The 23,893-nt window shown below is 54.2% G+C and carries 18 protein-coding genes and 1 pseudogene; 13 read left to right on the top strand and 6 right to left on the bottom strand.

Annotated elements, in window-relative coordinates; genetic code table 11:
* Positions 1 to 1,374 carry a hypothetical protein gene (locus C4520_11160; protein ID RJP20707.1) on the top strand — a complete coding sequence of 458 codons (1,374 nt, stop codon included), beginning with the start codon at positions 1 to 3 and terminating at the stop codon, positions 1,372 to 1,374.
* Positions 1,375 to 1,562: 188 nt separating this feature from the next.
* A complete protein-coding gene (locus tag C4520_11155; protein ID RJP20706.1) occupies positions 1,563 to 2,786 on the top strand; it encodes an NADH:flavin oxidoreductase in 1,224 nt (407 codons plus the stop codon).
* Between the two features lie 111 nt (positions 2,787 to 2,897).
* Here C4520_11155 and C4520_11150 read toward each other — a convergent pair whose 3' ends face one another.
* Complete coding sequence (locus C4520_11150; GenBank protein RJP20705.1) at positions 2,898 to 5,318, bottom strand: penicillin acylase family protein; 2,421 nt, start codon at positions 5,316 to 5,318, stop codon at positions 2,898 to 2,900.
* Between the two features lie 238 nt (positions 5,319 to 5,556).
* On the opposite strand from C4520_11150, the gene C4520_11145 reads away from it, so the two are divergent.
* The 3 genes from C4520_11145 to C4520_11135 are packed head-to-tail and all read left to right on the top strand — an operon-like array spanning position 5,557 to position 7,407.
* Positions 5,557 to 6,045 carry a hypothetical protein gene (locus C4520_11145; GenBank protein RJP20704.1) on the top strand — a complete coding sequence of 163 codons (489 nt, stop codon included), beginning with the start codon at positions 5,557 to 5,559 and terminating at the stop codon, positions 6,043 to 6,045.
* Positions 6,046 to 6,061: 16 nt separating this feature from the next.
* Complete coding sequence (locus tag C4520_11140) at positions 6,062 to 6,592, top strand: DUF1285 domain-containing protein (protein ID RJP20703.1); 531 nt, start codon at positions 6,062 to 6,064, stop codon at positions 6,590 to 6,592.
* Positions 6,589 to 7,407: a hypothetical protein gene (locus C4520_11135; GenBank protein RJP20702.1), complete on the top strand. Its 819-nt coding sequence runs from the start codon at positions 6,589 to 6,591 to the stop codon at positions 7,405 to 7,407. Before C4520_11140 ends, C4520_11135 begins: the two co-directional genes overlap by 4 nt.
* A gap of 29 nt (positions 7,408 to 7,436) precedes the next feature.
* Here C4520_11135 and C4520_11130 read toward each other — a convergent pair whose 3' ends face one another.
* Complete coding sequence (locus tag C4520_11130; protein ID RJP20701.1) at positions 7,437 to 8,960, bottom strand: long-chain-fatty-acid--CoA ligase; 1,524 nt, start codon at positions 8,958 to 8,960, stop codon at positions 7,437 to 7,439.
* 185 nt (positions 8,961 to 9,145) lie between these two features.
* Between C4520_11130 and C4520_11125 the strand changes: the two genes are divergently transcribed.
* Entirely contained in the window at positions 9,146 to 10,465 is a 1,320-nt protein-coding gene (locus C4520_11125; GenBank protein RJP20700.1) for a DUF362 domain-containing protein, read from the top strand.
* A 66-nt stretch (positions 10,466 to 10,531) separates the two neighbouring features.
* Here the strand turns inward: C4520_11125 and C4520_11120 are convergent, their stop codons facing one another.
* On the bottom strand, positions 10,532 to 10,738 hold the full coding sequence (locus C4520_11120; GenBank protein RJP20699.1) for a hypothetical protein: 207 nt from the start codon (positions 10,736 to 10,738) through the stop codon (positions 10,532 to 10,534).
* A gap of 76 nt (positions 10,739 to 10,814) precedes the next feature.
* Here C4520_11120 and C4520_11115 point away from each other — a divergent pair, with 76 nt between their 5' ends.
* The 6 genes and pseudogenes from C4520_11115 (at position 10,815) to C4520_11090 (ending at position 17,722) form a co-directional block, all read left to right on the top strand.
* The gene (locus C4520_11115; protein ID RJP20698.1) at positions 10,815 to 12,269 is read left to right on the top strand and encodes a hydroxymethylglutaryl-CoA synthase family protein; all 1,455 of its coding nucleotides are present in this window, start codon (positions 10,815 to 10,817) and stop codon (positions 12,267 to 12,269) included.
* A gap of 13 nt (positions 12,270 to 12,282) precedes the next feature.
* The gene (locus tag C4520_11110; protein ID RJP20697.1) at positions 12,283 to 13,494 is read left to right on the top strand and encodes an acetyl-CoA acetyltransferase; all 1,212 of its coding nucleotides are present in this window, start codon (positions 12,283 to 12,285) and stop codon (positions 13,492 to 13,494) included.
* A gap of 117 nt (positions 13,495 to 13,611) precedes the next feature.
* Positions 13,612 to 13,938, top strand: a complete 327-nt coding sequence (locus C4520_11105) for a hypothetical protein (GenBank protein ID RJP20696.1) — start codon at positions 13,612 to 13,614, stop codon at positions 13,936 to 13,938.
* 200 nt (positions 13,939 to 14,138) lie between these two features.
* Positions 14,139 to 14,911: pseudogene (locus C4520_11100) on the top strand (enoyl-CoA hydratase/isomerase family protein).
* 192 nt (positions 14,912 to 15,103) lie between these two features.
* Positions 15,104 to 16,531, top strand: a complete 1,428-nt coding sequence (locus tag C4520_11095) for a hydroxymethylglutaryl-CoA synthase family protein (GenBank protein RJP20695.1) — start codon at positions 15,104 to 15,106, stop codon at positions 16,529 to 16,531.
* 9 nt (positions 16,532 to 16,540) lie between these two features.
* Positions 16,541 to 17,722: an acetyl-CoA acetyltransferase gene (locus C4520_11090; protein RJP20694.1), complete on the top strand. Its 1,182-nt coding sequence runs from the start codon at positions 16,541 to 16,543 to the stop codon at positions 17,720 to 17,722.
* A 71-nt stretch (positions 17,723 to 17,793) separates the two neighbouring features.
* Here C4520_11090 and C4520_11085 read toward each other — a convergent pair whose 3' ends face one another.
* The 3 genes from C4520_11085 to C4520_11075 all read right to left on the bottom strand — a co-directional run bounded on the left by C4520_11085 (position 17,794) and on the right by C4520_11075 (position 21,924).
* A complete protein-coding gene (locus tag C4520_11085; GenBank protein RJP20693.1) occupies positions 17,794 to 19,980 on the bottom strand; it encodes a hypothetical protein in 2,187 nt (728 codons plus the stop codon).
* Positions 19,981 to 20,459: 479 nt separating this feature from the next.
* Positions 20,460 to 21,413 carry a sugar transferase gene (locus C4520_11080; protein RJP20692.1) on the bottom strand — a complete coding sequence of 318 codons (954 nt, stop codon included), beginning with the start codon at positions 21,411 to 21,413 and terminating at the stop codon, positions 20,460 to 20,462.
* 22 nt (positions 21,414 to 21,435) lie between these two features.
* Entirely contained in the window at positions 21,436 to 21,924 is a 489-nt protein-coding gene (locus C4520_11075; GenBank protein RJP20691.1) for a hypothetical protein, read from the bottom strand.
* Positions 21,925 to 22,351: 427 nt separating this feature from the next.
* Here C4520_11075 and C4520_11070 point away from each other — a divergent pair, with 427 nt between their 5' ends.
* Positions 22,352 to 23,893, top strand: coding sequence for a GHKL domain-containing protein (locus C4520_11070; GenBank protein ID RJP20690.1), 1,542 nt, complete (start codon positions 22,352 to 22,354; stop codon positions 23,891 to 23,893).

The following is a 23,893-nucleotide window of genomic DNA, read 5'->3' as shown; positions in this document are numbered from 1 at the left end:
TTGACTTTTCGAACCGCTTTCGATAGCATCAATCTGTTATTTTTTCACTCAGATGAATATTTCAGGAGATGTTTCGTCAAAAACGCCAAAGAGCACATCGTGAGCATGACACTTTGGCAGGAATTTGGATGGAGGTGGATGATGATGTCGAGACTGAGGGACGTCGGAAAGACAGTAGTGATATGTGCCTCTGTTGCAGGAGTAATAGTGGTTTCATCCGGTTTTGCGGCGGCACAGTCGGTCCGTGAAGAGGAGCGGACATCATATGTCGATCAGTACGATCAGGATCGCTGGGATCAAGCTGACGCGAATGGAGACGGCTTTTTGGATTCTGCCGAGATTTCGAGCGCGAAGAGGGATTTCGAATTCTACCGAGATTCCGGACGTTTCACAAAGACTGACGCGGACGGCGACGGTCTCCTGTCTTATGACGAAGTTAAGATGCAGCGCCAGTGGGAGATGGAGACCCATCGAAACCTGGAACGCCAGGCTCTGGAAAGCTTGAAGGCGGACTATCCAAACACAAATTTTCAGGACGCGAACTGGCTGAAAAGCCATCCTGAAGTTGCTGGGGAACTGGCAAAGAACAGCGAGTGGCTGAATGAGAACCGCGGGGTCGCTGAACAGATGTACGGCGACCGCGAATGGCTGGCGAGTCATCCGGAGGTCGCGAAATCATTGTATTCGAATCGCGAGTGGCTGAGCCGGCATCCGGAAGCGGCGCAGCGCATGTATTCAGACCGAAAATGGCTGCAAGCCCATCCGGAGGTTGCAAAAGAAGCCTATGCAAATCGCTGGTATTTGAATGCGCATCCCGAGGTCGCGCAAGAGATGTATGGGAATCGGAAGTGGCTGGAGCAGCACCCCGATGTTTCCATGGAAGTTTACAAGAACAGGCGATATCTGGACGCGCATCCGGAATTCTCGAAGGAGATGTACCAGAATCGCGAGTGGCTGAACGCTCATCCGGAGGTTGCGCAGGAGGCATACCGGCAGCGCAAGCCGCTGGCTGAACATCCACATGCGACGAAGAAGGTGTATCAGGATGCGCAAGAGCATCCCAACGCGGCGGAAAAGGTGCATCGGGCCGGCGAGAAAAACCCGAAGGCCGTAAGAGAAGGATATAAAGACGCCGAGGAGCATAGGGGCGCGACCCGAAGACTTTACAAGGATGGAAAAGAGAATCCGGGAAAGACAAGGGATTTACGCAAAGGTGCGGTAGATCACGGCGAGACGACCAAGGCTCTTCATAGGAAAGCCGACGACAATCCGGCTGCCGCCAAGAAAGAATATAAGAAGTCGAAACAGAACCCTGATGACGGCGCCAGGAAGAAGGCGAAAGCGAAGAAGAGCAAGAAGGCGCGAAATAATTGATTCACTGCTGAAGTGCATACTGCGAGGAGAGAGGCCGAGAATTTCGGCCTCTTTTTTTGCGTTCTGAATACAGGCTCTCAGCGACGCAGAACCCCCGTAGTTCCGACAATTACGCCGGCGATTTGCCAGTCGCGTATCCCGTCTGCTAGTATAAGGCGCGCCTGCTTGGGGGAAAGGAGCGATGCCATATGTCTACTTTGTTCACGCCTGGGGCCATCGGTCCGCTGAGAGTAAAGAATCGGTTCGTTCGGTCGGCAACGGCTGAGTGTCTCGCATCGAATGAGGGCCGGGTGACCGCGCATTACCTGCGCGCCTATCGTAATCTCGCGAAGGGGGGAGTGGGCCTGATCATTCCCGGTAATTATTATGTGAATGTGCAGGGCCGCGCCATTCCACGCATTCCGGTCATTGACCGGGACGAGGTTATCGACGATCTAAAGAAGGTTGTTGACGCCGTGCACGAATACGACGTCAAAATTGTTGCCCAGCTCAACCACGGCGGCCGCCAATGCGATCCGAAAATTCTTGGGGAAACGCCTTTAGCGCCGTCGGCGGTACGCGACAATCTGAACATGATCAAGCCGCGCGCAATGATGAATCGGGAGATCGAGGATACTGTAGCCGATTTCGGCAAGGGGGCGCGGCGCATGAAGAAAGCCGGTTTTGACGGAGTCCAGATACATGCCGCCCATGGATACCTGGTGAATGAGTTTCTTTCGGGCCATACCAATCGCCGGACGGATCAGTGGGGCGGCTCGCTCGAGAATCGAATGCGATTTCTTGTGGAGATATTCAAAAGTATTCGCTTGCATGTCGGGCCTGACTACCCGATCCTGGTGAAAATCAATTGTGAGGATTACATCAAACGGGGAGTGACTCTGTCCGAATGTGTGTCGGTATGCAGGAAACTGGACGAGATGGGAATCGCTGCCATTGAAGTGAGCGGAGGCATTGCCGAGCGAGGTCTGTCAACGATCAAGGGCGAAATTCCGATGGACCTCGTCATGAGGAATCGCAACGCGATCGAGCGCCTGCTCGTTAAGTTGATGGAGAAGTCGCTGAGAAAATGGGCCCGCTTTGAAGAGGGTTATTTTACGCCGCAGGCGGCGGAAGTGAAGAAGCATGTCAAGGCGCCGGTGATTGCGGTGGGCGGCATTCGGCGGCGCGCGATGATGGAGCACGTTCTTGAGTCCGGTCAAGCCGATTTCATTTCGCTGTGCCGGCCGTTTATACGCCAGCCGAATCTGGTCAATCAAATGCAGGCGGGCGACGGCGACACTATTACATGCAGGAACTGCAATAGATGTTCGTTGGAGATCGTCGTCCACCACAGCCCGATGCGCTGTTATGCCGGCGAACAGGGAGCAAAGAAGAAACTGGAGGACGAGAGCGCCCAATTGCAGGCAGAATGAATGATTCAAAGACAGGATTTATTGAGAAAGCCGATCTTACAGACTATCTTAGACAGTACATTTGAAGGCTCTGCGCGTTTTCCCGATCAGCGGCAATTGACGGCGCGTCCTTTATTTTTCTGACCGCGTTTCTTCCGATTCAGCCGGCACCAGCTTCAGCACTCCTTCCAGATTATTCTGTAACTGTTCCCTGCTAAAGAGCATTGGATGCGCCTTGTTCCTGAGCCAGAGATTGACGAGCTGGTCCTGGTAATGCGGGCTCGCTGGGTTCGCGCACTGGCCGCCCGGGATTACGTTCTCTGCGCGTTCCACCCCAGGCCGCAACTCGACCGCCATTCGCAATGAGGGGCCTGAGCCGGATGCGAATGTCTTGTTGAAGAAGGGGAACCCGGCATTATTGATCGTATCGTTGCATCCCCGTCGGGGATGGGGGCCATTATTGTACGAGGCATTTATCTTGCCCATCCCATGAGTCAGCGTGGTCGTGTGGGTTTTTCCCCATGCCCAGTCCTTCATTTGGAAGCCGTACCTGAAAGAGAAATCATCGAGAACCTCCTGGAGGCTGCGCGCTATGATCTGGTTTTTGGTCTCGCGCCTCTCGGTCCTGGCATTATCGAACCAATCGAACTTGAGTTCATCCGGTGATGCGCTTCGCACCAGGAGTACCACGATGATATCGGGATTGGAGGCCCAGTACTCAAACGATTCGTCGGTGAGGTCATCATGAAGAGCATTAAAGGCAATTCGTTCAAGCCATTTATTGAAGATAGTGCAGGCGGCGCTGTCGGTGGTCGAGTAATTATCCCATTGTTCGATGAGCGCCGCGGCTTGAAGCGTTCTTGCCGGAAGCAATTTCTTCTCGGCCTCAATGGCCTCGAGCAGCAGCGGTTTCAGCCTTTCCGCAGCCAGAACGTAGTCATCGCCCTGGATAGCCTGAACTTCCTCGAACGTCAGCTTTTCCTTGGCCGAAAGGAGGTCCTTTATCCTGCGAACCCGGTATCCGATATCGAAAAAGTACCCGATATAGAACGGGTACGCTTCATCGACGGGACGAGCGTTGGCGGTCGCGATAAAATGTTCCTCCGGATTGAGGACGCTTGGCAGGCTATCATACGGAATATAGCTCTCCCACTCGCACTCGCCGGACGAGCCGTCAAGCGGAAGATACGGCGCGCCATTGCGAATGGGGACCTTCCCGGTCGGTTGATAAAAGATATTGCCGTCGATGTCGGCGTAAACGAAGTTCTGTGCGCCTACCTGGTAGAAATTGAGGGCATCGCGAAATTCGGCCACATTCGAAGCCCGGTTCAGCAGGTACATATATTTAAACTCGGTGGAGGGCTCGTGCCCGGTCCAGCGCATGGAGACGACGTGGTTCTCTTCTTCCGCAACAACGGGACCATGCAGCGTGAAGAGTATATCGCGCTCAACTTTCTTCATCGAGCCGCCGCTCCTGTACGCGATCTTTTCGGTCACTTTCCGGAAGGGTCTCGACTCGCCTTTATACAGATAATTTTTGTTGTTTTCGGGATCACGCTTCTCGATATACAGATCGCAAACGTCGTACCCGACATTGGTGACTCCCCAGGCAATGTGCTCGTTGTGCCCGATGATTATCCCGGGAACACCGGGAAACGTGGAGCCGATAACATTGATTCCGGGACCCATCAGGTGCGCTTCGTGCCAGATCGGCGGATTGAGCAATGCCAGGTGCGGATCATTCGCCAAAATCGGAGCGCCGGTGGCGGATTTTGTGCCGTCAATGACCCAGTTGTTGCTGCCGATCGAGCGTGCTGCCCCGTGGCCTCGGGAAAAGTCTTCCAGCGCCGCCAGAATTGGAAAGCCGTGGGCGCCGAAAGCTTGCGGGAGGATCTCGGCCGCCTGCCGCCATCTGATATGAGTCTCGGGGTCGGCCGGTCTTGACGAAACCAATTCGAGGGCTTTATCAGGGCCCAATTCGTCAACCAACTTGGCGAGCATCAGCTCTTCTTCGAGTGACCCTGAAAGATGCCAAAACATCATTCGGGGAATCGCAGTCGAATCGATCGGGTGCCAGGGCTCGGGTACGTATCCAAGATCCTTGAACTCGCGGGGGAGATGGTCTTGGTGGGTGTTGACGTAGTGATTGACGCCCGCGGCGAAGGCGATCGACAACTTTTTCATTTCGTCACTGAGCGTTTCGTACGTGGCGACGGAGGAGCGATACAGGCCGAGCCGTCTGATCTCATAGTCCTGCTCGACATAGGATTCGCCAAGAATTTCGGCCAGACGCCCTGCAACGAGCCTCCGGTTATATTCCATCTGCCAGAGGCGGTCACGCGCAGTGACGTAGCCTTGGGCGAAAAGAAGGTCGGCGTCATTTGAGGCGGTGATGTGGGGCACGCCGAACACGTCATAATGAATGAGCACCTCGCCCGAAAGCAGGAATTCGCTCTCCTGCTCCTGGTCTGCGGCCGCAGGAGCAGCGGACAACAACAACAGAGGAAGGCATATCAATAAATAGAGAAGGTTCTGAACTCTGGGAAAGAACATGTCTCTCTCCTTCTGCGATAGGACGCCTCACCAAAGCACCCAACAGGGGAATCCGATTTGCGAAAAACCGTTATTCAGAATAGTTTGTGCCGTCTGCCTCGCGGCGCGGCAAGCGAGATTATACCACAGCCAAAAACATTTTCCAAATAGCGGGCGCGCGTTTTTTCTATGGGACGCTGCCATATTTTAAAATCTCGCTTCATGTGCTAGAATATGACTGTTATATTTGGGAGGATGTATGCTGGATAGAGATTCTCATCTTTTCCGCGAAGTTTTTGAGGAAACGGAAATATTGAAGAAGCCGACAGCGGGCTACGTGAGCGGATACCACATGCTTCCGTATATTCTGCTGGGGCGGTCGCTTCAGAAGTCGACCAATGTGGTTGAAATCCGGGGCAGGATAACCGTTTCTCCGAAATTCGTGATATCGCCGGAAGTTCTGGGGCCGACATACGGGGATCTATTCGGCTGTGACGGCATTGACGAAAATATCGTCGGCCGTATCTTTGCTTTTCCCTATGTAAAAAAGAATCAAGTCAACATCGAATCCGAAGAATTGACGATAACTAACCTTGAGACGTGCCTGGAATCGGCGCTTGCCGCGGTTTATGACGAATTGGAACGAAAAGAGATAATAAATACCGGCGTCATCTTTACGCCTAACGTCCGGTTTTATCCCGTCTCACTTGAGAAATTCATCCTTAAGATCCTGGATAGGGAGTTTTGATCTCCCGGAGCGGCTGATGAGCGACAGCGAGAGGGCGAAGCGCTCGAAGGCGGTCGAGGTTGGCAAACATATCGGTACGCTCCATCTACGGGAAGATGCCGGCAGCCCGTATGAACTGAGAATCGATTCGGAAGGCAGATGGTTCCATGGCGGAGTCGAGATTGTCCGCCAGGATATCCTGCAGCTCTTCTCAAGGAATCTGAGGCGATCGAAGGGCGGCGCGTACTATGTCCGGCTCGGGAGAGATGAAGCGCCGGTAGTCGTCGATGACGTCCCCTTTGTGGTGGTTCGCCTGGAAGAGGATGCTTCCGGGAAGCTGGGTCTTCTTTTGTCCGACGGCGTTAAAGAAAGGCTTAAGATCAAGACCCTCACCTTTTCCCGGGATAACATCCCCTTTTGCAGTGTGCGCGGGAACCTGGAGGCCAAGTTTTCGCGGCAGGCATATTACCAGCTTGCGGCCCATATCGAATATGACGAACAGAGCGAAACCTACTATGTACGCTCAGGCGGCGAGCGCAGAAAACTGGAAATTCCAATAAGAAAATGAGAGCGTTCCATCGGGCTGGACTTTTCGAGTGTCTATTTCTGATCGCATTCCTGGTCCTGCTGAATTCGTGCGCACAGAGGAGGTCGGTAAAGACTCCTCTTTTCGAGGACCGGCGCACGGGAATAACACTTCGCGAATGGGTCGATCGAGAGAATGTTCCGGTGGCCATGGGTTACGATCACCCGACCGATGTAAGAACTGATGACTTGAAGTACCTGCTGGGTTCGATTCGCTATCAGGAAAAGGGGCTGTTCGGGTGGTCTGAGACAAGAAATGTTTTTACCGCCGACGAGCTGTATCGAATGACGCCGCATCTTGTTGAAGCTTTTACTCAGGCTGATGGCGGGAAAGAAGTCTTGTTTTATCTGCGCTCCGGGAAGCCCGGGTCGTTATTCTATTTCGAAAGGTTCACCGATGGGACCATGTTCCTCGCCGGCGGAAAGGTTAATGTAGTTTTTGGCAACGTTAATGTGCGCGCTGAGTCGGAATCATCCAATCTCTTTGAAGGGGATCCGCGCAGATATTACGGCGGCGGCCTCTGGAAGTTGATAGCAACCGGTTGGCAGAACCTTGCCGAGGATGAGGGAGGGGTCCATTACAATTGGATCCAGTTGGACATAGCACCCGCTTTGGCTGAAAAACAGCGAGTCGAGAAAATTCTGACCGAGCGAAAGCGTCGCAGGATGGCGCCTCTCCCGAAGAAAGAACGGCAGCTCCGGGAACCGGAGAGCTGGGAGGATTGGGGCGAGGATGAGCAGATATCCGAAGAGCCGTATCCGGATGTGTATTTCCCTGACGAGTTACCTGCCCGTTAGATAAAACAAGGTATTATCCTCCTGTGGTGCTATTGCAGGGTTTGCGCCAGTTTTCGCAGTTCCTTTTTTTGTATCTTTCCAATGGGGTTCTTCGGCATCGAATCGAGAAACTCAATTCGTCTGGGGCATTTGTACTTCGCCAGGTTTGCCTGGCAATGAACGATAAGGTCGGCAGCGGTGGCCTCGGCTCCGGGCGCCTTCACTACGTAGGCAAGTACCTCCTCTCCCATATACGCGTCGCTCTTGCCGACAACGGCCGCCTCCGCCACGGCAGGATGTTTGTATAACACTTCCTCGACGTCCTTCGGATAGATATTGAAGCCGCCGCGTATGATCAGATCCTTTTTTCGCTCGACAATATAAAGATAACCATCCTCGTCGAACATGCCCATGTCGCCGGTGTGCAACCAGCCGCCGCGCAGAGCCTCCTCCGTTTGCTCCGGCATTTTGTAGTAGCCTTTCATAATATTGCCGCCGCGACACAGGATCTCGCCGACAGTGTGCGCAGGGACTTCTTTATCATTTTCGTCGACAATTTTAACGTCGACGCCCACCATAGGTTTACCGACCGAGCCGGGCTTGCGGGGGAACGTATCGCGCTCCGAAGCGACTCCGGGCGACGCTTCCGAGAGACCGTAAGCGACATACATCTCGCCGCCGAACTTCTCTTCGAACTGTTTGAGAGTCGCCTGTGACATTGGCGCGGCGCCGACAAGCCAATTTTTCATTGAGGATAGCTCGTACTTATCCGCATCCGGATAATGAAGCATGTAAATGTACATCGTGGGAACGCCGGCCATATTTGCTATTTTGTATTTGTCGATGCACCGGAAAACCTCTTCAAGATTAAACCATCGCAGAAGCACGGTTTTCCCGGTCCGATCGCTGACATAGCCGCTTACCAGAAGTCCCAGCCCGTATGAATGAGAGAGGGGAAGGACTGCCAGGGAGACATCTCCGCGGTCGCTGTCGCCGGCCGTGTTCTTTATGTTGAGGGCATTCGCGTAAAGGTTCTTATGCGTGAGCATGACTCCCTTCGGAGTGCCGGTCGTTCCCGAAGTATAAAGCAAGACGGCAAGATCTTCATCATCGGCGGGATGAATACTGTCATCTCCTCCTTCCAAAAGGAGATCGTTGAAAGAAACGGAGTCCGGATGCTTTTCAGTGCCGGTCAAGATCACATGGCGCAGCGGGGATACGTTGAGCCGAGCATTTTGGAACTTATAGAGGAATTCCGGAGAGGTGATAACGGCGACCGCTTGACAATCCCGGGCAATATATTCGATCTCTTGTGATTCCAGCAGGAATAGCACGGGAACGATGATGCCGCCGGCGCGCCAGATTGCAGGATAGGATACGAGCACCTCCGGGCAGTTTGGCATGAGCACCATCACCATGTCGCCGGGCTTGATGCCCAGGCGTCTCAGCCCGGCCGAAAGCCGTCTTGATTGTTCGTGCAACTGAACATTCGTATATTCGCGATCGTCAAAAATCAGGTTTACGTATTCGCCGAATTCCTGAATCTTGTTCTCGGCTAATTCCGCTAAATTCATTGGCGCCTCCCCCTAAAACCGCGATGAGATGAACGCGCCATTCTATCATTTGCCCGCCGAAATACGCAACCGCTTTCGCACAATAATGACTTGCAATCGCAAGAAGCTGCTGATAAAATGCTTCACATTAACAGGACTGAACGACCCTGTCCGGCGCCATTGGTTTTCGGGCCGCCAGAGCGGGGATGGAGAATAAGCCGTTGGGAAATGTTGTTGTAACGGTTGAAAGAGTAGCCGGTGCGCCCGCCGCGGCCGTGGCCAATTCCTTTGGGCGATTCCCCCGAATCGAAGGATTGTTGCGGTCATGCGAAAAAGTCTTCATTAAAGTAAATGCGGTATACTTCCATCCGCATCTTCACACATCACTGGATCTCATTGAGGCGGCCGTCGAATATATAAAGAGGGTCGATTCAAAGAAGCGCATTTACTTGATGGAGAACTGCTCGCAGGGAAACTTCAGCCGGCTCTGTTTCTCCACAATCGGGCTGGACGCTCTAGCCAAGAAGCTTCGCGTTTATTGCCTGTATCTGGATGAGGAAAAATCGGTCAAGGTGATGATGCGGGATGGCAAGAACGAATCGGAAGCCCGATTCCCCCAGATTCTTTATGAGAACCTGATCGTTGGCCGCGACAAGAATCTTTACCTCAACATGCCCGTGTTGAAGGCTCACTGCCAGACCCAGATGACAGCAGGGATAAAGAACCAGATGGGCCTGCTGTATGATAAGGATAAGGCCCGACACCATAACCATCGGCTGCATCAGAAGCTTGTCGACCTGCTCGCGTTTATCAGACCTGATTTCACTCTTGTTGATGCCCTCAAAGTGGTCGCCAGAGGGCCTATTCCGGCAGTAAAGTATCTGCCCGACCTTCTCAACGAGAAAGATGTAATTGTGGCGGGGGAAGATGTCGTCGCGGTCGATGCCGTCTGCGCAAAAATTCTGGGGTATGATCCCGTCGAGGTTAAACACCTATCGCTGGCCGCCGCGCAAGGGTTTGGCGAGGGAAATTTGCAGAACATCCGGATCGAGGGACAATTGCCCACCTGCAAAGAAAGGATTCCCTGGGAATATAACCCGCATCTGCCGGACAGCATGAAGATTGTGGTCGGCAAAGGCGGCGCCTGTTACGAAGGATGCCTGGGCCATCTCGAGCAGGTGGCCGAATTGCTTGTGAATGAGCGGCAGACTCCACACGATTTTGACGGCCTGCCCCTGACGATTGTCACCGGCCGAAACCTTGAAGACGACCAGTTCAATGGACTGCGCGAGCCGATCATAGTGTTGGGAAAATGCGCCTGCAAGGAAGCGCTCGAGCGGGTCAGAAAACAGTACATCCATGTGGAGCCGCTCAATACATGCGGCCGCTGTGACAATATCATTGCGCTTCTTGCAGAAAATTTGAACGTGAGCGTGCTGGATCTGTCGCCTCTGAGCCGACTCGAGATTTACCGGCAGTTTCTGACGGGCCGCCTCCACGGTCTCCGCTACAAAATCCCGCGTTAAACCCTGTCTTGGCGAGCCGTTGCCGCGGCGGATCTGCGTCGAACGTTGCTCCAGAATCTGCTTAAACTATGCCTTTTCGAGAGTTCTTCCGACGAAAACATGAGGAATTGTGACCAGTCTCTGAGACTTGTTCACTTTTCTCTTGACCTGCCGCGCCTTCTGGAATATAGTATCTAGCGCATAAACTCGGATGTCTTGCTGAAACAGGGAAGGAGCGTCCCCGTCGTCTGCAGGAGCCGTGCCTCTGCCCCAAGCGAGGTCGGAAAAATACAAGCACTGGCTCTACTGGTGGCGGCCTTCATTCAGCTCGGGTCGGGCAACAATTTACGAGAAACGGAGGAGAGCAAAAATGATCGGTATCACTGCATACGGAGGATACATCCCTCGTTTGAGACTGCAGCGGATGGCAGTCTTTCAGGCCATGGGATGGTTCGCCCCCGCCATCATGATGGTGGCCCAGGGCGAGCGTTCGATGTGCAATTGGGATGAAGACTCATTGACTATGTCGGTCGCCGCCGCCCGTGATTGCCTGGTGGGGATGGATAAGAGCAAAGTTGATGCGCTGTACATGGCCTCCACCACGGCCCCCTTTGCTGATCGGCAGAATTCGGGAATTGTAGCAACGGCCTTGAATCTCAAGGACAATGTTCTGACCGCCGACTTCACCGCTTCCCAAAAGACAGCGACGACGGCGATGGTGACTGCCCTTGAGGCATTAAAAGGCGGCGAAAAGAAATCGGTTCTCCTAACGGCTGCCGATATGCGCATAACCAAGTCGGCCTATTTTCATGAGATGTGGTACGGTGATGGTGCGGCCTCTCTTCTGCTGGGGACGGAGAATGTCATTGCCGAATGCCTCGGGAGCTATTCGGTATCTTACGATTTTGTTGATCATTATCGCGGGTCGATGAATAAATACGATTACAACTGGGAAGAGCGGTGGGTTCGTGATGAGGGCTATTCAAAGATCATTCCCGAAGTAGTCACCGGGCTGCTTAAGAAGTGCAACATGTCTCCGGCGGATATCTCGAAGCTGGTATTCCCGTGCTTCTTTAAACGGGAGCACCAGGGTATCGCCAAGGGCATGGGGTTCAAGCGCGAGCAGTTGGTGGATAATATGCACGAAGTATGCGGCGAGACCGGAGCGGCCCACGCGCTCGTGATGTTCATCTCCGCGCTCGAGGAGGCCCAGCCGGGCGACAAGATTCTCGTGGCGAGCTTCGGGCAGGGGTCGGATGCGCTGCTGTTCCAGGTGACGGATAAAATCAAGTCTCTGCCACCGCGCCAGGGCATAAAGGGTTCTCTCGCGAACCGGAAAGAAGTGGATGTTTACCAGAAGTTCCTCCGGTTCCGCGACCTGATGCAGACGGAAATGGGGATTCGGGCGGAAGCGCCCACTCAGACGGCTCTCACCGTTCTCTACAGAAAACGCAAGTTCCTCCTTGGTTTTGTCGGCGGCGAATGCCGCAAATGCGGCACGCGCCAGATCCCGAGCAACGATATCTGCGTCAATCCCGACTGCGGTTCGGTCAAATCTCAAGAGTCGGTCGAATTTGCGGACACGCCGGCTCACATCAAGACGTTCACCGGCGACATGTTATCTGTTTCCGTCGAGCCGCCGAATTGCTACGGAATGGTCCAGTTCGAAGGAGGCGGAAGAATTCTTGCCGACTTCAGCGATTGCGAACTTGGCGACCTGAAGGTCGGAAAAACGGTCAAAATGGCTTTCCGCAAACGGTATCACGACAAGGAACGCGGCTTCCACGGCTACTTCTGGAAGGCTCTTCCGCAAGCGGAAGCATAAGGAGGAAACTGCAATGGCAACCGGAATAAAAGATAAGGTCGCAATAATCGGCATGGGCTGCACGAGGTTCGGCGAACGGTGGGACGTAGGCGCGGAAGAGCTGATGGTCGAAGCGTTCACCGAGTGCGTGGAGGACGCGGGAATCGAGAAGAAGGACATCCAGGCCGCGTGGCTTGGCACGTGTATGGACGAAGTGAATGTCGGCAAAAGCGCCCTGCCGCTTTCGATGGCGCTGCGGCTGGATAAGATCCCATGCACCCGCGTTGAAAACTTCTGTGCGAGCGGGACGGAATCACTGAGGGGAGCCGTTTATGCGGTTGCATCCGGCGCGTATGACATCTGTCTGGCCATGGGAGTCGAAAAGCTGAAGGATACCGGCTACGGCGGGTTGCCCGGCGGCGGCTCGAGTTCAGGAAGTTTGACGTGGCTCTGGTTTCCTCAGATTACCGCACCCGGCTCATTCGCGCAGCTTGCGAGCGCGTACGCCGCGAAATACAAGATTCCGGACGATGAGCTGAAGCTTGCTCTCGCGCACGTGTCTGCAAAGAGTCATGCGAATGGCGCTCTTAACCCCAAAGCGCATCTGCGAAAACCGGTGACGGTCGAGCAGATCCTGGGAGCGCCCATTATCGCGCATCCGCTCGGCCTGTTCGATTGCTGCGGTGTAAGCGATGGCTCGGCCTGCGCCATCGTGACGACTCCAAAGATCGCGAAGGATCTCGGCAAGAAGGATTTTATCACCGTGAAGGCGCTTCAACTCGCTTTGAGCAGCGGCGAGGAACTCGGTTTCAACGAATGGGACGGCGACCACTTCGTTACAACCGAAAAGGCAAGCCGGAAGGCGTATGAGGAAGCCGGAATCAAGGATCCGCGCAAGGAAATCTCGATGATGGAAGTGCATGATTGCTTCTCCATCACCGAGTTTGTCACGATGGAAGACCTCCATATTTCGCCCAAGGGAGGCGCGCTGAAGGACGTGATGGATGGCTTCTATAATCTCGACGGCGGTGGAGTTCCCTGCCAGGTTGACGGCGGGCTGAAGTGCTTCGGTCATCCGATCGGGGCATCAGGCTTGCGAATGGTGTATGAAATGTATCTGCAGCTTCATGGCAGAGCCGATAAGCGCCAGCTCAAGGACCCGAAGATCGGGCTGACACACAATCTGGGCGGCTTCCCGTTCATGAACGTGTGCAGCATAGCAATTGTCGGCAAATACGGCGTGTAATTTTTCGGTTGAGGGCGGCGGCTGCAGCAAGAGTCGCCGCTTTCACTTCTTCTCTGCAAAATTGATCCTTATTCTGGAACAGGAGTGATATTCCAGAGTTTTCAGCCACAGGGGAATATGCGAGAGTATACCCACATTCCACTGGACGAAGAGGTTCGCTCTATCGGAGGGCATTACGTCCTCGAGAAGGAAGTGCGTCTTCCATTCAATGGACGTGAGGTTCTTTATGTGGTCGGCATGGGAGTGGTGGATACCTCATGCTGCGGAATCACCGGCTGTCGCTATGCAATTGTCCCCGGCTATATTCTCGGCTGGAAGACCCGCCGCAATAGGGATAATCTTGAAGTCTCCGAAGTCGAATCCATCCGTAGCGAAGAAACAAAGCGCATATTGACTGAACAGATCAAAAAAAACGACGTCGTCCAGCACGTCGAATTTCATTAGAGGATCTCCTTCAGCGCTGCCCCACCTTTATTGGCCGATTTGCGCATTGCAGTTGCTTTCAGCATCGACTTAAACCTCCATCGCCCGGTCCGCGCAGCATCCAAATCACCCGATTTATGATATTATGGATTCCCCACGCCATCCGGTATTGAGAGGCCATGAGTCTTTGAAGCCCCACTAATTGTTTTGGAGGTAACCGTATGACTCAATACAAGTCGATCCGCTATGAAGTCTCTGACCTTGTCGGATTATTGACTCTCAACCGGCCAGACCGGGTCAATGCCATCGACGAAACCATGATCATAGAGCTTGAAGAATTCTGGAACGCGCGGCGGCATGACGACGCAACACGCGTGATCATCATGTGTGGCGCGGGAGACAGGGGATTCTGCTCCGGGCTTGACTTGAAAGAGACGGCCGGACAGCTGTTGAGCGCCGACCTCAAAATCATATATCGACTGCAGGCGCGCATCTCGCGATTGCTGCTAAAGATGCGGCAGGCGCCTCAACCGATAATCGGCGCGATCCACGGCGCCGCCGTGGGCGGAGGATTGAGTTTCGCACTCGGATGCTGCGTGCGGATCGTTTCCCGCGACGTCCGGTTCGGGGCTGCCTACATTAACATTGGGCTGGGCGGCGCGGATTGCGGCTCCAGCTATTTTCTGCCCCGAATGATCGGGGCAGGGCGGGCATATGAGTTCATGCTGCCGGCGATTTCATGGACGCTGAGACCGCACTCAAACTGGGGATGGTCAGCCGAATTGTCCGGCGCGAGACACTCCTTGATGAAGCCCGCGACCTGGCAGATAAAATGTGTCGCAAGAATCCGCTGGGTCTGCGGCTGACGAAGGAGGCAATCAACTGCAACCTGGATGCGGCGGGCCTCGAGCAGGCCTTGCACATCGAGGATCGAAACCAGGCGCTGTGCCTGGCGACGATTCGCTATGAGGGACAGCCCCCAGACACCCGCTGAGAAGTTTTCGTATGCCGGGCGCGCACCTCAAGCTCGGGGATGTTGGCTCAGAACAGTGTTGGCAGGCGGGGAGGGCGTTGCGCCGTTGTTGACATTTGACCGGCGATTGCATATATTTGGCCCCGCGGGAAGAATGCAGTTCTTGTGGTGAGTGCTCCTTATCTCAAGGACATTTGAAAGGAGTGATTGCATATGGTTGGAATAGTCGCATGCGGCACTTACATTCCAACGTGGCGGCTGGCGCGGGAGATTATCTCCCGGGAATGGGGATTCCCGGGTGCGCCGGGTGAGAAAGCGGTTGCAAATTTCGATGAAGATAGCCTCACCATGGCAGTTGCCGCGTCACTTGATTGCCTGAATGGAGTAGATCGCGAATCAATTGACGGTGCATTTTTCGCATCAACGACCGCTCCTTTCCTCGAGAGAGGGGCTTCGGTGACGATGGCGGCCGCCGCAGACCTTCGCACCGATATACGAACGAGCGATTTCTCGGATTCGTTGCGGGCCGGAACGCAGGCGCTGCGCGCCGCTGCGGATGCCGTACAGTCGGGAAGCGCAGGCCGTGTTCTTGTTGCTGCCGCCGACACGCGAATGCCGCCTCCGCGCTCGCAGTTTGAGATGCTCTTCGGAGACGCCGCAGCCGCCGTGGTGGTGGGATCTGAGAACGTGGTCGCCGAAATCCAGGGCTATTATACGATGTATCACGAGATCAGCGATGTCTGGAGAACAGACAAAGATGAGTATGTGAAATCCTGGGAGGATCGATTTGTTATCGAGCAAGGATTTGTGAGCGCCTTTCGCCAGGCTGTTTCCGAATGCATGAAAAAGTACAAATGCGCGCCTGCGGATTTTGCCAAAATCGTTTCATACGCGCCCGACTACCGGTGGCATTTGCAGATCGCGAAGCTGCTGAAAATTGAGCCGTCGAGACTGCAGGACGGCCTGTTCGGGGCTGTCGGGCTGACCGGTTGTGCGCATCCGCTGTTGATGCTGGCAGGCGCGCTCGAGGAGGCGGAGCCGGGAGAAAGGATTCTGCTGATCAGTTACGGAAACGGGATTGATATTTTCCTTCTTCGGGTTACCGATCGAATCGATACGATGAAGAAGAGGGGAGGATTCAGGCGAGCCCTGCAGTCGAAGAAGAATGTGCCTGATTATGCCTCATACGCGCAATGGAGGGGAATCCTTTCGGCCGAGGCCGCATCACGTCGTCCCGCGGCATCGCCGCCGTCGTCCTCCGCACTATGGAGGGAGCGTGATCGAATTCTGAGACTGCATGGGGTGAAATGCAGGAGTTGTGGTACGGTGCAGTACCCGCCTCAGCGGGTGTGCACGAGATGCCGCACGAAGGATGATTTCGACAAGGTGCGCTTCTCTGATAAGAAAGGGAAATTATTCACGTACTCGCTGGATTATATCGCGGGCACGATGGATATCCCGCTCGCTGTTTGTATCGTCAACTTCGAGGGCGGCGGTCGGATGCTGTGCACGATGACCGATCGCGAAATCGAAGAGATCGCAGTGGATATGCCGCTTGAAATGTCGTTTCGCAGGGTCGCTACCGTCGGGGGCGTTCCCAACTATTTCTGGAAATGCATTCCTGCCCGGATCAAGGAATGAGGTGAGAAAATGAGTGCATCAATAAAAGACAAGGTCGCAATAATTGGAATGGGCTGCTCCAAGTTCGGCGAACGCTGGGAGAGCGACGCCAGTGACCTCATGGTCGAGGCGGCATATGAGGCCTATGAAGATGCGGGAATAGATCCGAAGGACATCGAAGCGGCATGGCTGGGGACGGTGCAATCCGGCATGACCGGCCAGCCGGCCGCGGCAGCCTTGAAACTGGATTATGTGCCGATCACCCGCGTTGAAAATGCGTGCTGCACGGCGACTGATGCGTTCCGGAACGCCTGCTATGCGGTTGCTGCCGGCATACACGACATCGTGCTTGCGATCGGTGTGGAAAAGCTGAAGGATACCGGCTGGACGGGACTCGGAGGTTTCGGCGCTCCCGGCAGCAGCATGGTCGATGTCAATACACCGCCCCCGGTACAGTTCGCACTTGCGGCGACGCGCTACGCGCACCATTACAACGTGCCAATGGACGAGCTCAAGAAGACGCTCGCGCGGATCGCGGTAAAGAACCACAAGAACGGAGCTTTAAACCCGAAGGCGCATTTCCAAAAAGAGATCTCACTCGAACAGGCATTGAAGGCGCCCATGGTGGCCTGGCCGCTTGGCTTGTTCGATTGCTGCGGAGTGAGTGACGGCTCGGCGGCCGCTATTCTCACCACCCCGGAGCTGGCGAGAAAGTTCAGGGACGATTACGTGCTTGTCAAAGGCATCGGGATGGCTGTCGGCGGCCAGCAAGGGATGCTTCAGGACGATTATGATTTCGTTCATTTCGAGGAAAATGTGCGGGCGTCGCAAATGGCATATCGCGAGGCCGACGTCAAGGTGCCGCTCGAAGAGATCGACATGGCGATGGTGCACGACTGCTTCACCATCACGGAGTTGGTCATCACGGAGGACCTTGGCTTTGCTCCGAGGGGGAAGGGCCCTGAATATCATGAGGCTGGAACCTTTGATAAGGACGGCGAGCTGGCCATTAACATTGATGGTGGCCTGAAATGTTTCGGGCATCCGATCGGAGCGAGCGGGATCCGAATGATTTATGAGGTATATAAACAGCTCCAGGGGAAGGCGGGAGCGCGCCAGCGCAAGAACCCCAGGCTGGGGTTGACGCACAACCTTGGCGGCAGGCCGGGTTCTTTCACCTGCACCGTGGCCATTTTCGGAAAGGAAGATTAGAAGAGTAACAGGAAAAAAACCGCCGGCCGCTATGCGACCGGCGGTTTTTTCCTTTAGTAGTGGAAGGGGTCCTACCGATACACCAGAACCGGAACCGAGTCATTCCAGGTTCCATCGTATCGCCCATCCGCATTATTATCCAGGGAGAAATAGAGTCTGTAAGTTCCTCCTCCAAAGGGAGGGATGCCCGAGTAGATTATTTCCGACGTCATGTCAATGGGTGCGGCCTGAGCACTGGGCAACAAGCCTTTCTTCCACAATTTCTTGCCAAGATCGAGGTAATACCATCCTTTCGGAGTGTCTGCCAGAATCCACCAGTCGACGCTCCTATCAATCGCCCCGGCGTCAAGATCCAGCGTGACGGTCACGACAGTCGCTTGTGTCGTAACGAGGAATCGATCTCGTGCATTGGCCTTGATATCCGGCGCCGGAACCACATGCGGCATTGCGGTGCCGATCTGAAGAGGGCTCGGCTCGTTGATCTGGATTTCGATTGACGGCGGCAAGGTATCATAGTGATCGACTCTTGATTCTTCGACTGCCCAACCGGGCGCATCGGCACTGTGACGCCAGAGCACGTTCGGATTGGGCGTGAACTGATAGATGTCATACGCTTCGAGACCCATATCTGGAATGCCGTCCTGATTGGTATCCTGCACTTGCGCATCCGGAACGGGTAGCACGACGGTGATCGGCCCATCGAAAACTGTGGCCGGTTCGAGGTTGAGAGGGATGCCTATCGGTGTCGCCAGGTCCAGCGCGGGAATTTCATGGACAGGTCCCACGCGGGGGGTTACCGGCTCGTAATCATGAAAGATGACCCTGGCGCCTTCGAGCATTTCATCATCAATGGAGTCTGGCTCGGGAAGCACGGAGATTTCCGAGGTCCCGTCGCCGAGTGCAACTCCCGATTGAACGGGAGAGTTCAGGAGAGCCAACTGGTGCTCCATCTGTGTCTCGGTCTGGAAAACTTCCGTAAACACCAATTGATTTCCCGCCATATCGGCGAGGCTGAGCTTCACGGTGACGACCTGGTCAAATCCAAACGCGGTCGGATTCTGGAACGCAATATCGAGTTCATGCAAATCACCCTCTATCATTTCCCTCACCTTTGCAGGAACTTCTGTCTGATTCACCAGCAAGGAGATGGTTCCTTCGTCGATGCCGACGTTGTCGCCGAGTTGCGTATCATATACGCGGATTACTATCCCTGTGTCGACGGGAACTCGCGGCGTTGGGCCGGTATCCTGAGCCGTTCCCTGTTTGTCATAGGGGCGGCTCTCCAGGAGATTGACCGACGGGGGAGTGCCGTCGACAGTTACTTGCACCTGATTGCTGAGCACGCTGGAACTTCCAGCGGTTTGCTCTGCCCACAGTTGTGCAGTTCCCTCTGATTTACCCGTCACCAGACCGGAGTTCGACACGGTTACAGGTGAAGAATCCGTATGATAATCCACCAGCGACGAGAGATCATATTGAATCGGGTCGCCCTGCAAAGGAATAAACGTGCCCGAGACGGTGAGCTGCGCCGTTCCCTCGATTCCCAAGGGGGCTTCGAGCGGAGCGATCTCGATCGATGCCGCCGCGGGCTTGCTGTCGGGATCGTTCGGGTCGGTGCCCATCTGCTGCTCGAGAGTGTTCGAATAGCCGTCGCCGTCGTAATCATCGGAAGAGCCGCCGATTATATATTGACTTGTTTTAACGGCGCTTTCGTTACGTGCGCGATCAATGGCAAAATATTTCAGGGACGTTGTCTTGGACAACAAGATGGGGCTCGTGTAAACGCTGGACTGCTGAGTCGGCGTGCTTCCGTCGGCCGTATAGAAAATAGCGGAGGGCTCGCTGGCGCTAAGAGTTACCGTGACGCTGGAGGAGTACGTGCCGCCCGCAGGAGTTGCGGAAACCGAAGGGCTTAGTGTATCAATGACCGCTCCATCCGATGAAGGCGAGAGAATGCTGAGGTTTCCGCACGTATCCATAGTTTTCAATTTGTAGTAGTACGTGTTCCCCGTCGTTACAGTAGTATCAGACCATGCAGTGGTGAGAATGAGACTCGGGGAGATTTTCACGTAGGCGCCATCCGGCGCGGTTGCCCGATGTACCTCATACCCCTGCGTATCGGGTTCTGGACTGGGACTCCATGATAATTGAACGAGGGGCTGGTTGATGTAAGTGGCGGCTTGTGATGCTGCAGAGAATACGAGCAGGGACGCGAATGCTACTCCGACAATACAACTGTAGCCTTTGAAACTATGCATAACCTTCTCCCTATATCCGTTTTTGCCCAAAAACAACTTACCAATACGGAGCCTTGTCTCTTCATCTGCGCCCAGCACGAGACACGGCGCCGAAAATTAGAAGTTGCGCACAGATATGTGTTCCAAATAGCCCTCCTTAGAAAAAATTGAAACAGGGCAGGATGATCGTCCTTCTGATAATCTAATCGGCGCCGGCCGCCTATACATGCATCTTGATGGTATGCCGCACCAGGTCGTCGATTGTCGCACGAAGTGCCTCGATCATCGACAGCGACTGAATCGGCCGCGCCCTTGCCTGCCGCGCTTCAGCCGTAACATCTCCTTTAAGAGGTAAATTGGGGGGACATCAGGGATATATGAGGTATGGGTGTCGGAAGTGGCGAAATTATATCAGATGAACCGACGCTTGTCAATTCAAAATAAATTTTTCCTTTGTCGGTAAAGCAGGATAGCGCGGGGGGAGTGCCGTCGATAACGCTCTACCGGTCTGAGCGGGGATTATCTGCAAAGATAATATCGGGAGTTTTCGGCTCAATCTTCTCGATGGTTCTGCGCCTGACGGCGCTCCAGAAGAGGTTCCCCATCAGCAATACGGTGTTGAGCGCGATCTTCACGTCGAGCGAAAAACAGACATTGTCGATGTACTCGCGGTCATTTCGCAGCTTTTCGACGACGTCGTCGACCGACTGGTCCTGTTCCTTGCGCACTTGCGAAAGGCCGGTAATTCCAGGAGGAACTACGAGTCGATCACGGTAACCGTCTACGACCGTACTAAGCTGAGTTATGAAGTCCGGTCTTTCCGGTCTCGGACCGATGAGACTCATGTCGCCACGCAGCACATTACATAGTTGGGGCAGTTCGTCCAGATGAGTCTTGCGAATGTAGTACCCTATCTTCGTGACCCTCGGGTCATTGTCACCGGAGGACCACGCGGCGCCAATGCAGCATTCGGCGTCGGCCGTCATCGAGCGCAGCTTGCAGATGATGAAAGGGCGCCCGCCAAAATCGCGCCCGCGACGGTCGACGTGCCTGCGTTCCGAACGAAGGGGAGGCGGATTGCCGGAGGCGGAGCAGCACCGTCGTTCTCTCCTCCTGCTGTTCATCCCGATGCGTTCCTGAAAATAGAGGGCCGGTCCCGGCGACTCCAATTTGATGAGCAGTCCTGTAAGTAGAAGCAAGGGGAAAGAGAACAGGAGCATGAGCAGAGCGAGGGGGCGCTCCCAGAAGGCTTTGACTTTGATATATCGTTCTCCTTTGAGCCGGAGGAGCCAGATCACGTAAACGATAAGAAGCGCCGTTGCCGCCAGGAGGAGCCCGAGAGAGTTTTCCCATTGCCCGCTCACGACGGCGCTTGCACCGAGGAGATAGAATCCAGGGATCGCCCAGAAGGCGAGAAATCTCATTCCGTTTGCGATTATTTTCAGGGATTGCATGTTCAGTTATTCCTCATCTTGATTAAAAATTTACAGCGAATTCGTGACTAAACTGCAAAGCGACCCCATAGAGTCGGGCAAGCGGGAGTTCCTTGTGTACTCGATCGATCCTCAGGATATATCCCGTGCCCTCCAGTTTCGGTGGGGCGCCTCCAGGAGGCCCGTCGGAAACGATGTGGACTGATAGAAAAAGTTGGTCGCCCTTCCTGACCTTCATTCTTGTGTAGATATATGCACCCTTGGCGGAGATATCTCGAGTGAAACCCACATGCGGTTGCGAGAGCCTCTTACACTTCATGATCTTCCGCATCACCGCAAACAGATGCACTTTTATTCGATCGTTTCCTCGCCTGTCTTTGTTCCTCACGTTTTGGCCCGGTCCCGCGACAGTGTCGAAATTGCGTGCTCTTTCAACCTTCACCATGATGGCCGGAATTGCAATTTCCGAGCCGTCACCGTGAGGCGTGAGCGGCGGTATCATTAACTCGTTGCGGCGAGCCACAATGTGCAAGACAAATATTTTTCTCCATGCTTATTACCCTTACGGACAAGTTCGTAAAAATAAACAAATCGAGCGGTTATGTTGACCTGTCACAACAAGAAAAAATATCTTTTTCCTAGGTTCTCTGCTCTTGCTCAGAAGGAATGCTATGAACATAATTGACACAGGATTTAAGGGGGGTAATCACCCTCTCGTCAGAGTTAGAGGCTGGTCCGGATCTCACAATCCCAACGGCCGGTAAATTTGCAAACAATCGAGCAGCATGTTCGCAGAGCAGGCTGGTCGCGCCATAAAAGACGCTGCTCTTCCCGCCGGATCAGATTTAGCTCCTCATCCGTCATATCGACATTGAGAAAAGCAGAAGGGAGTAGTGTATTTGAAACCCGATGTTACAGACGTCATTCCGCGACAAAGTCATGCAAGGCATGTCTATCCGATGGAGAAGATCGCTGAGGAAGTAATGCTGCACTGCATGGGCGAGTTTGAGGTGGAATCGGGATCGGTATTCCTCATGAAGCCGCAGGAAGCAGCTCTGCGGCTGGTCTCCGCGGCTGGGCCGCGCGCGAATCATCATTGCGGGGACAGCGTCGCGATCGGGAACGGGATCACCGGGCTGGTAGCCAAAAAGAGACAGCCGCTCATTCTGAACGATATGCTCGCGAGAAGCTGCCTGACACCTCGGCAAGAGGAAGGCATGGTAAAGCAGTTTCTTTCTTTTCCAATCGTGAAGGAGGCAACGGTCTTTGCGGTGGTGAACGTGACGGGGCCCAAAGGCGGCCGGAAGTTCGGAAACCGGGAAATCGAGAGGTGCAAGGCAATATCCACTCACTATGGGGACAGATTTGAGCGGGCATTCAAACGCGGTAAATCGGAGCTCTTGAGAAGCAGTCTGTACGCGATCGAAGGTCGGAAGAAGGTGAAAGAAAAGGAGCAGGATCCGATGTGCCGCCTGTTGTCGTGTTTTCCAGGGTGCGTGCTTCTTTTCGACGCTTCCTTCCGTATCACCTTCTGTAACAAGGAAGAGGAATTGCACTCGCTGTTCGGAAATGCGGGCCGGCTCGTAAATGTGGGTTTCGACCTGCGCAAACTTCCGCTTGAGATTTCGCCGGATCTTCTCTCAAGAAAACTCACCGATTTGCGCGACCGAAAACTCCCATTCAGCTTGATTAATGTCAGGGCGGTAGGCTCTCGTCGCGTGCTGAAGGTGAAGTTTTCGGCGCTCGATGCACTGCGCGGCGGCAGTGGCGAAACGGGGCTGGCTGTCCTGAGCGATAACACCAGCAATTACGAGGTTCAGCAGAAGCTGATTGAATCAGAAAGGTTGTCACTTATTGGCAGCCTTACTTCGATAATCGTCCATGAGGTCAATAATCCGCTTGACGGGGTCTTTCGACTGGTGAAGATGGCGCGCTCAAATGTAAGTGAAGGTATTCCTGCCGATGAATACCTTGATCAGGCACTCAAGGGGCTCCAGCGAATGAGCGCCTTGATGAAGTCGTTCTTGGGATTGTCGGCGAAGCATGAAGAACCGTCATCATTGAATTCCGTGATAAAAAACGTCTTGGCGCTCGTTCGCTGTCGGAACAGCGAAAAGAACATAAAAGTTGACCTGAAACTGAGTCCGCGCAATCCGTTGGTGGACGCAAACCATTTTCACCAGATCTTTGTCAATTTACTCGCGAATGCTGTCGACGCGATCAGTTCGGATAACGGAATAATCACTATCAAGACGAGCGTTCGCTCACACCAACTGCGGATTTCCATCGCGGATAACGGCTGCGGGATTCCTGAGGCGCAGCAAGCTCGAATCTTCGATGCGTTTTGGACCACGAAGGAATATGGGAGGGGAACCGGCCTGGGCTTGACGATAGTGAAGAAGGCGGTTGAAAGGCATGGCGGGACCATACGGGCGGAATCCAGGGAAGATGCGGGGACGACCTTTTACTTAACATTTCCAGAGAGCCAGCTTGTCACTTGA

The organism is Candidatus Abyssobacteria bacterium SURF_5 (assembly GCA_003598085.1).
In the GTDB taxonomy this organism is placed as follows: Bacteria; Abyssobacteria; SURF-5; order SURF-5; family SURF-5; genus SURF-5.
This window is presented reverse-complemented; position numbering and strand designations above follow the sequence as displayed.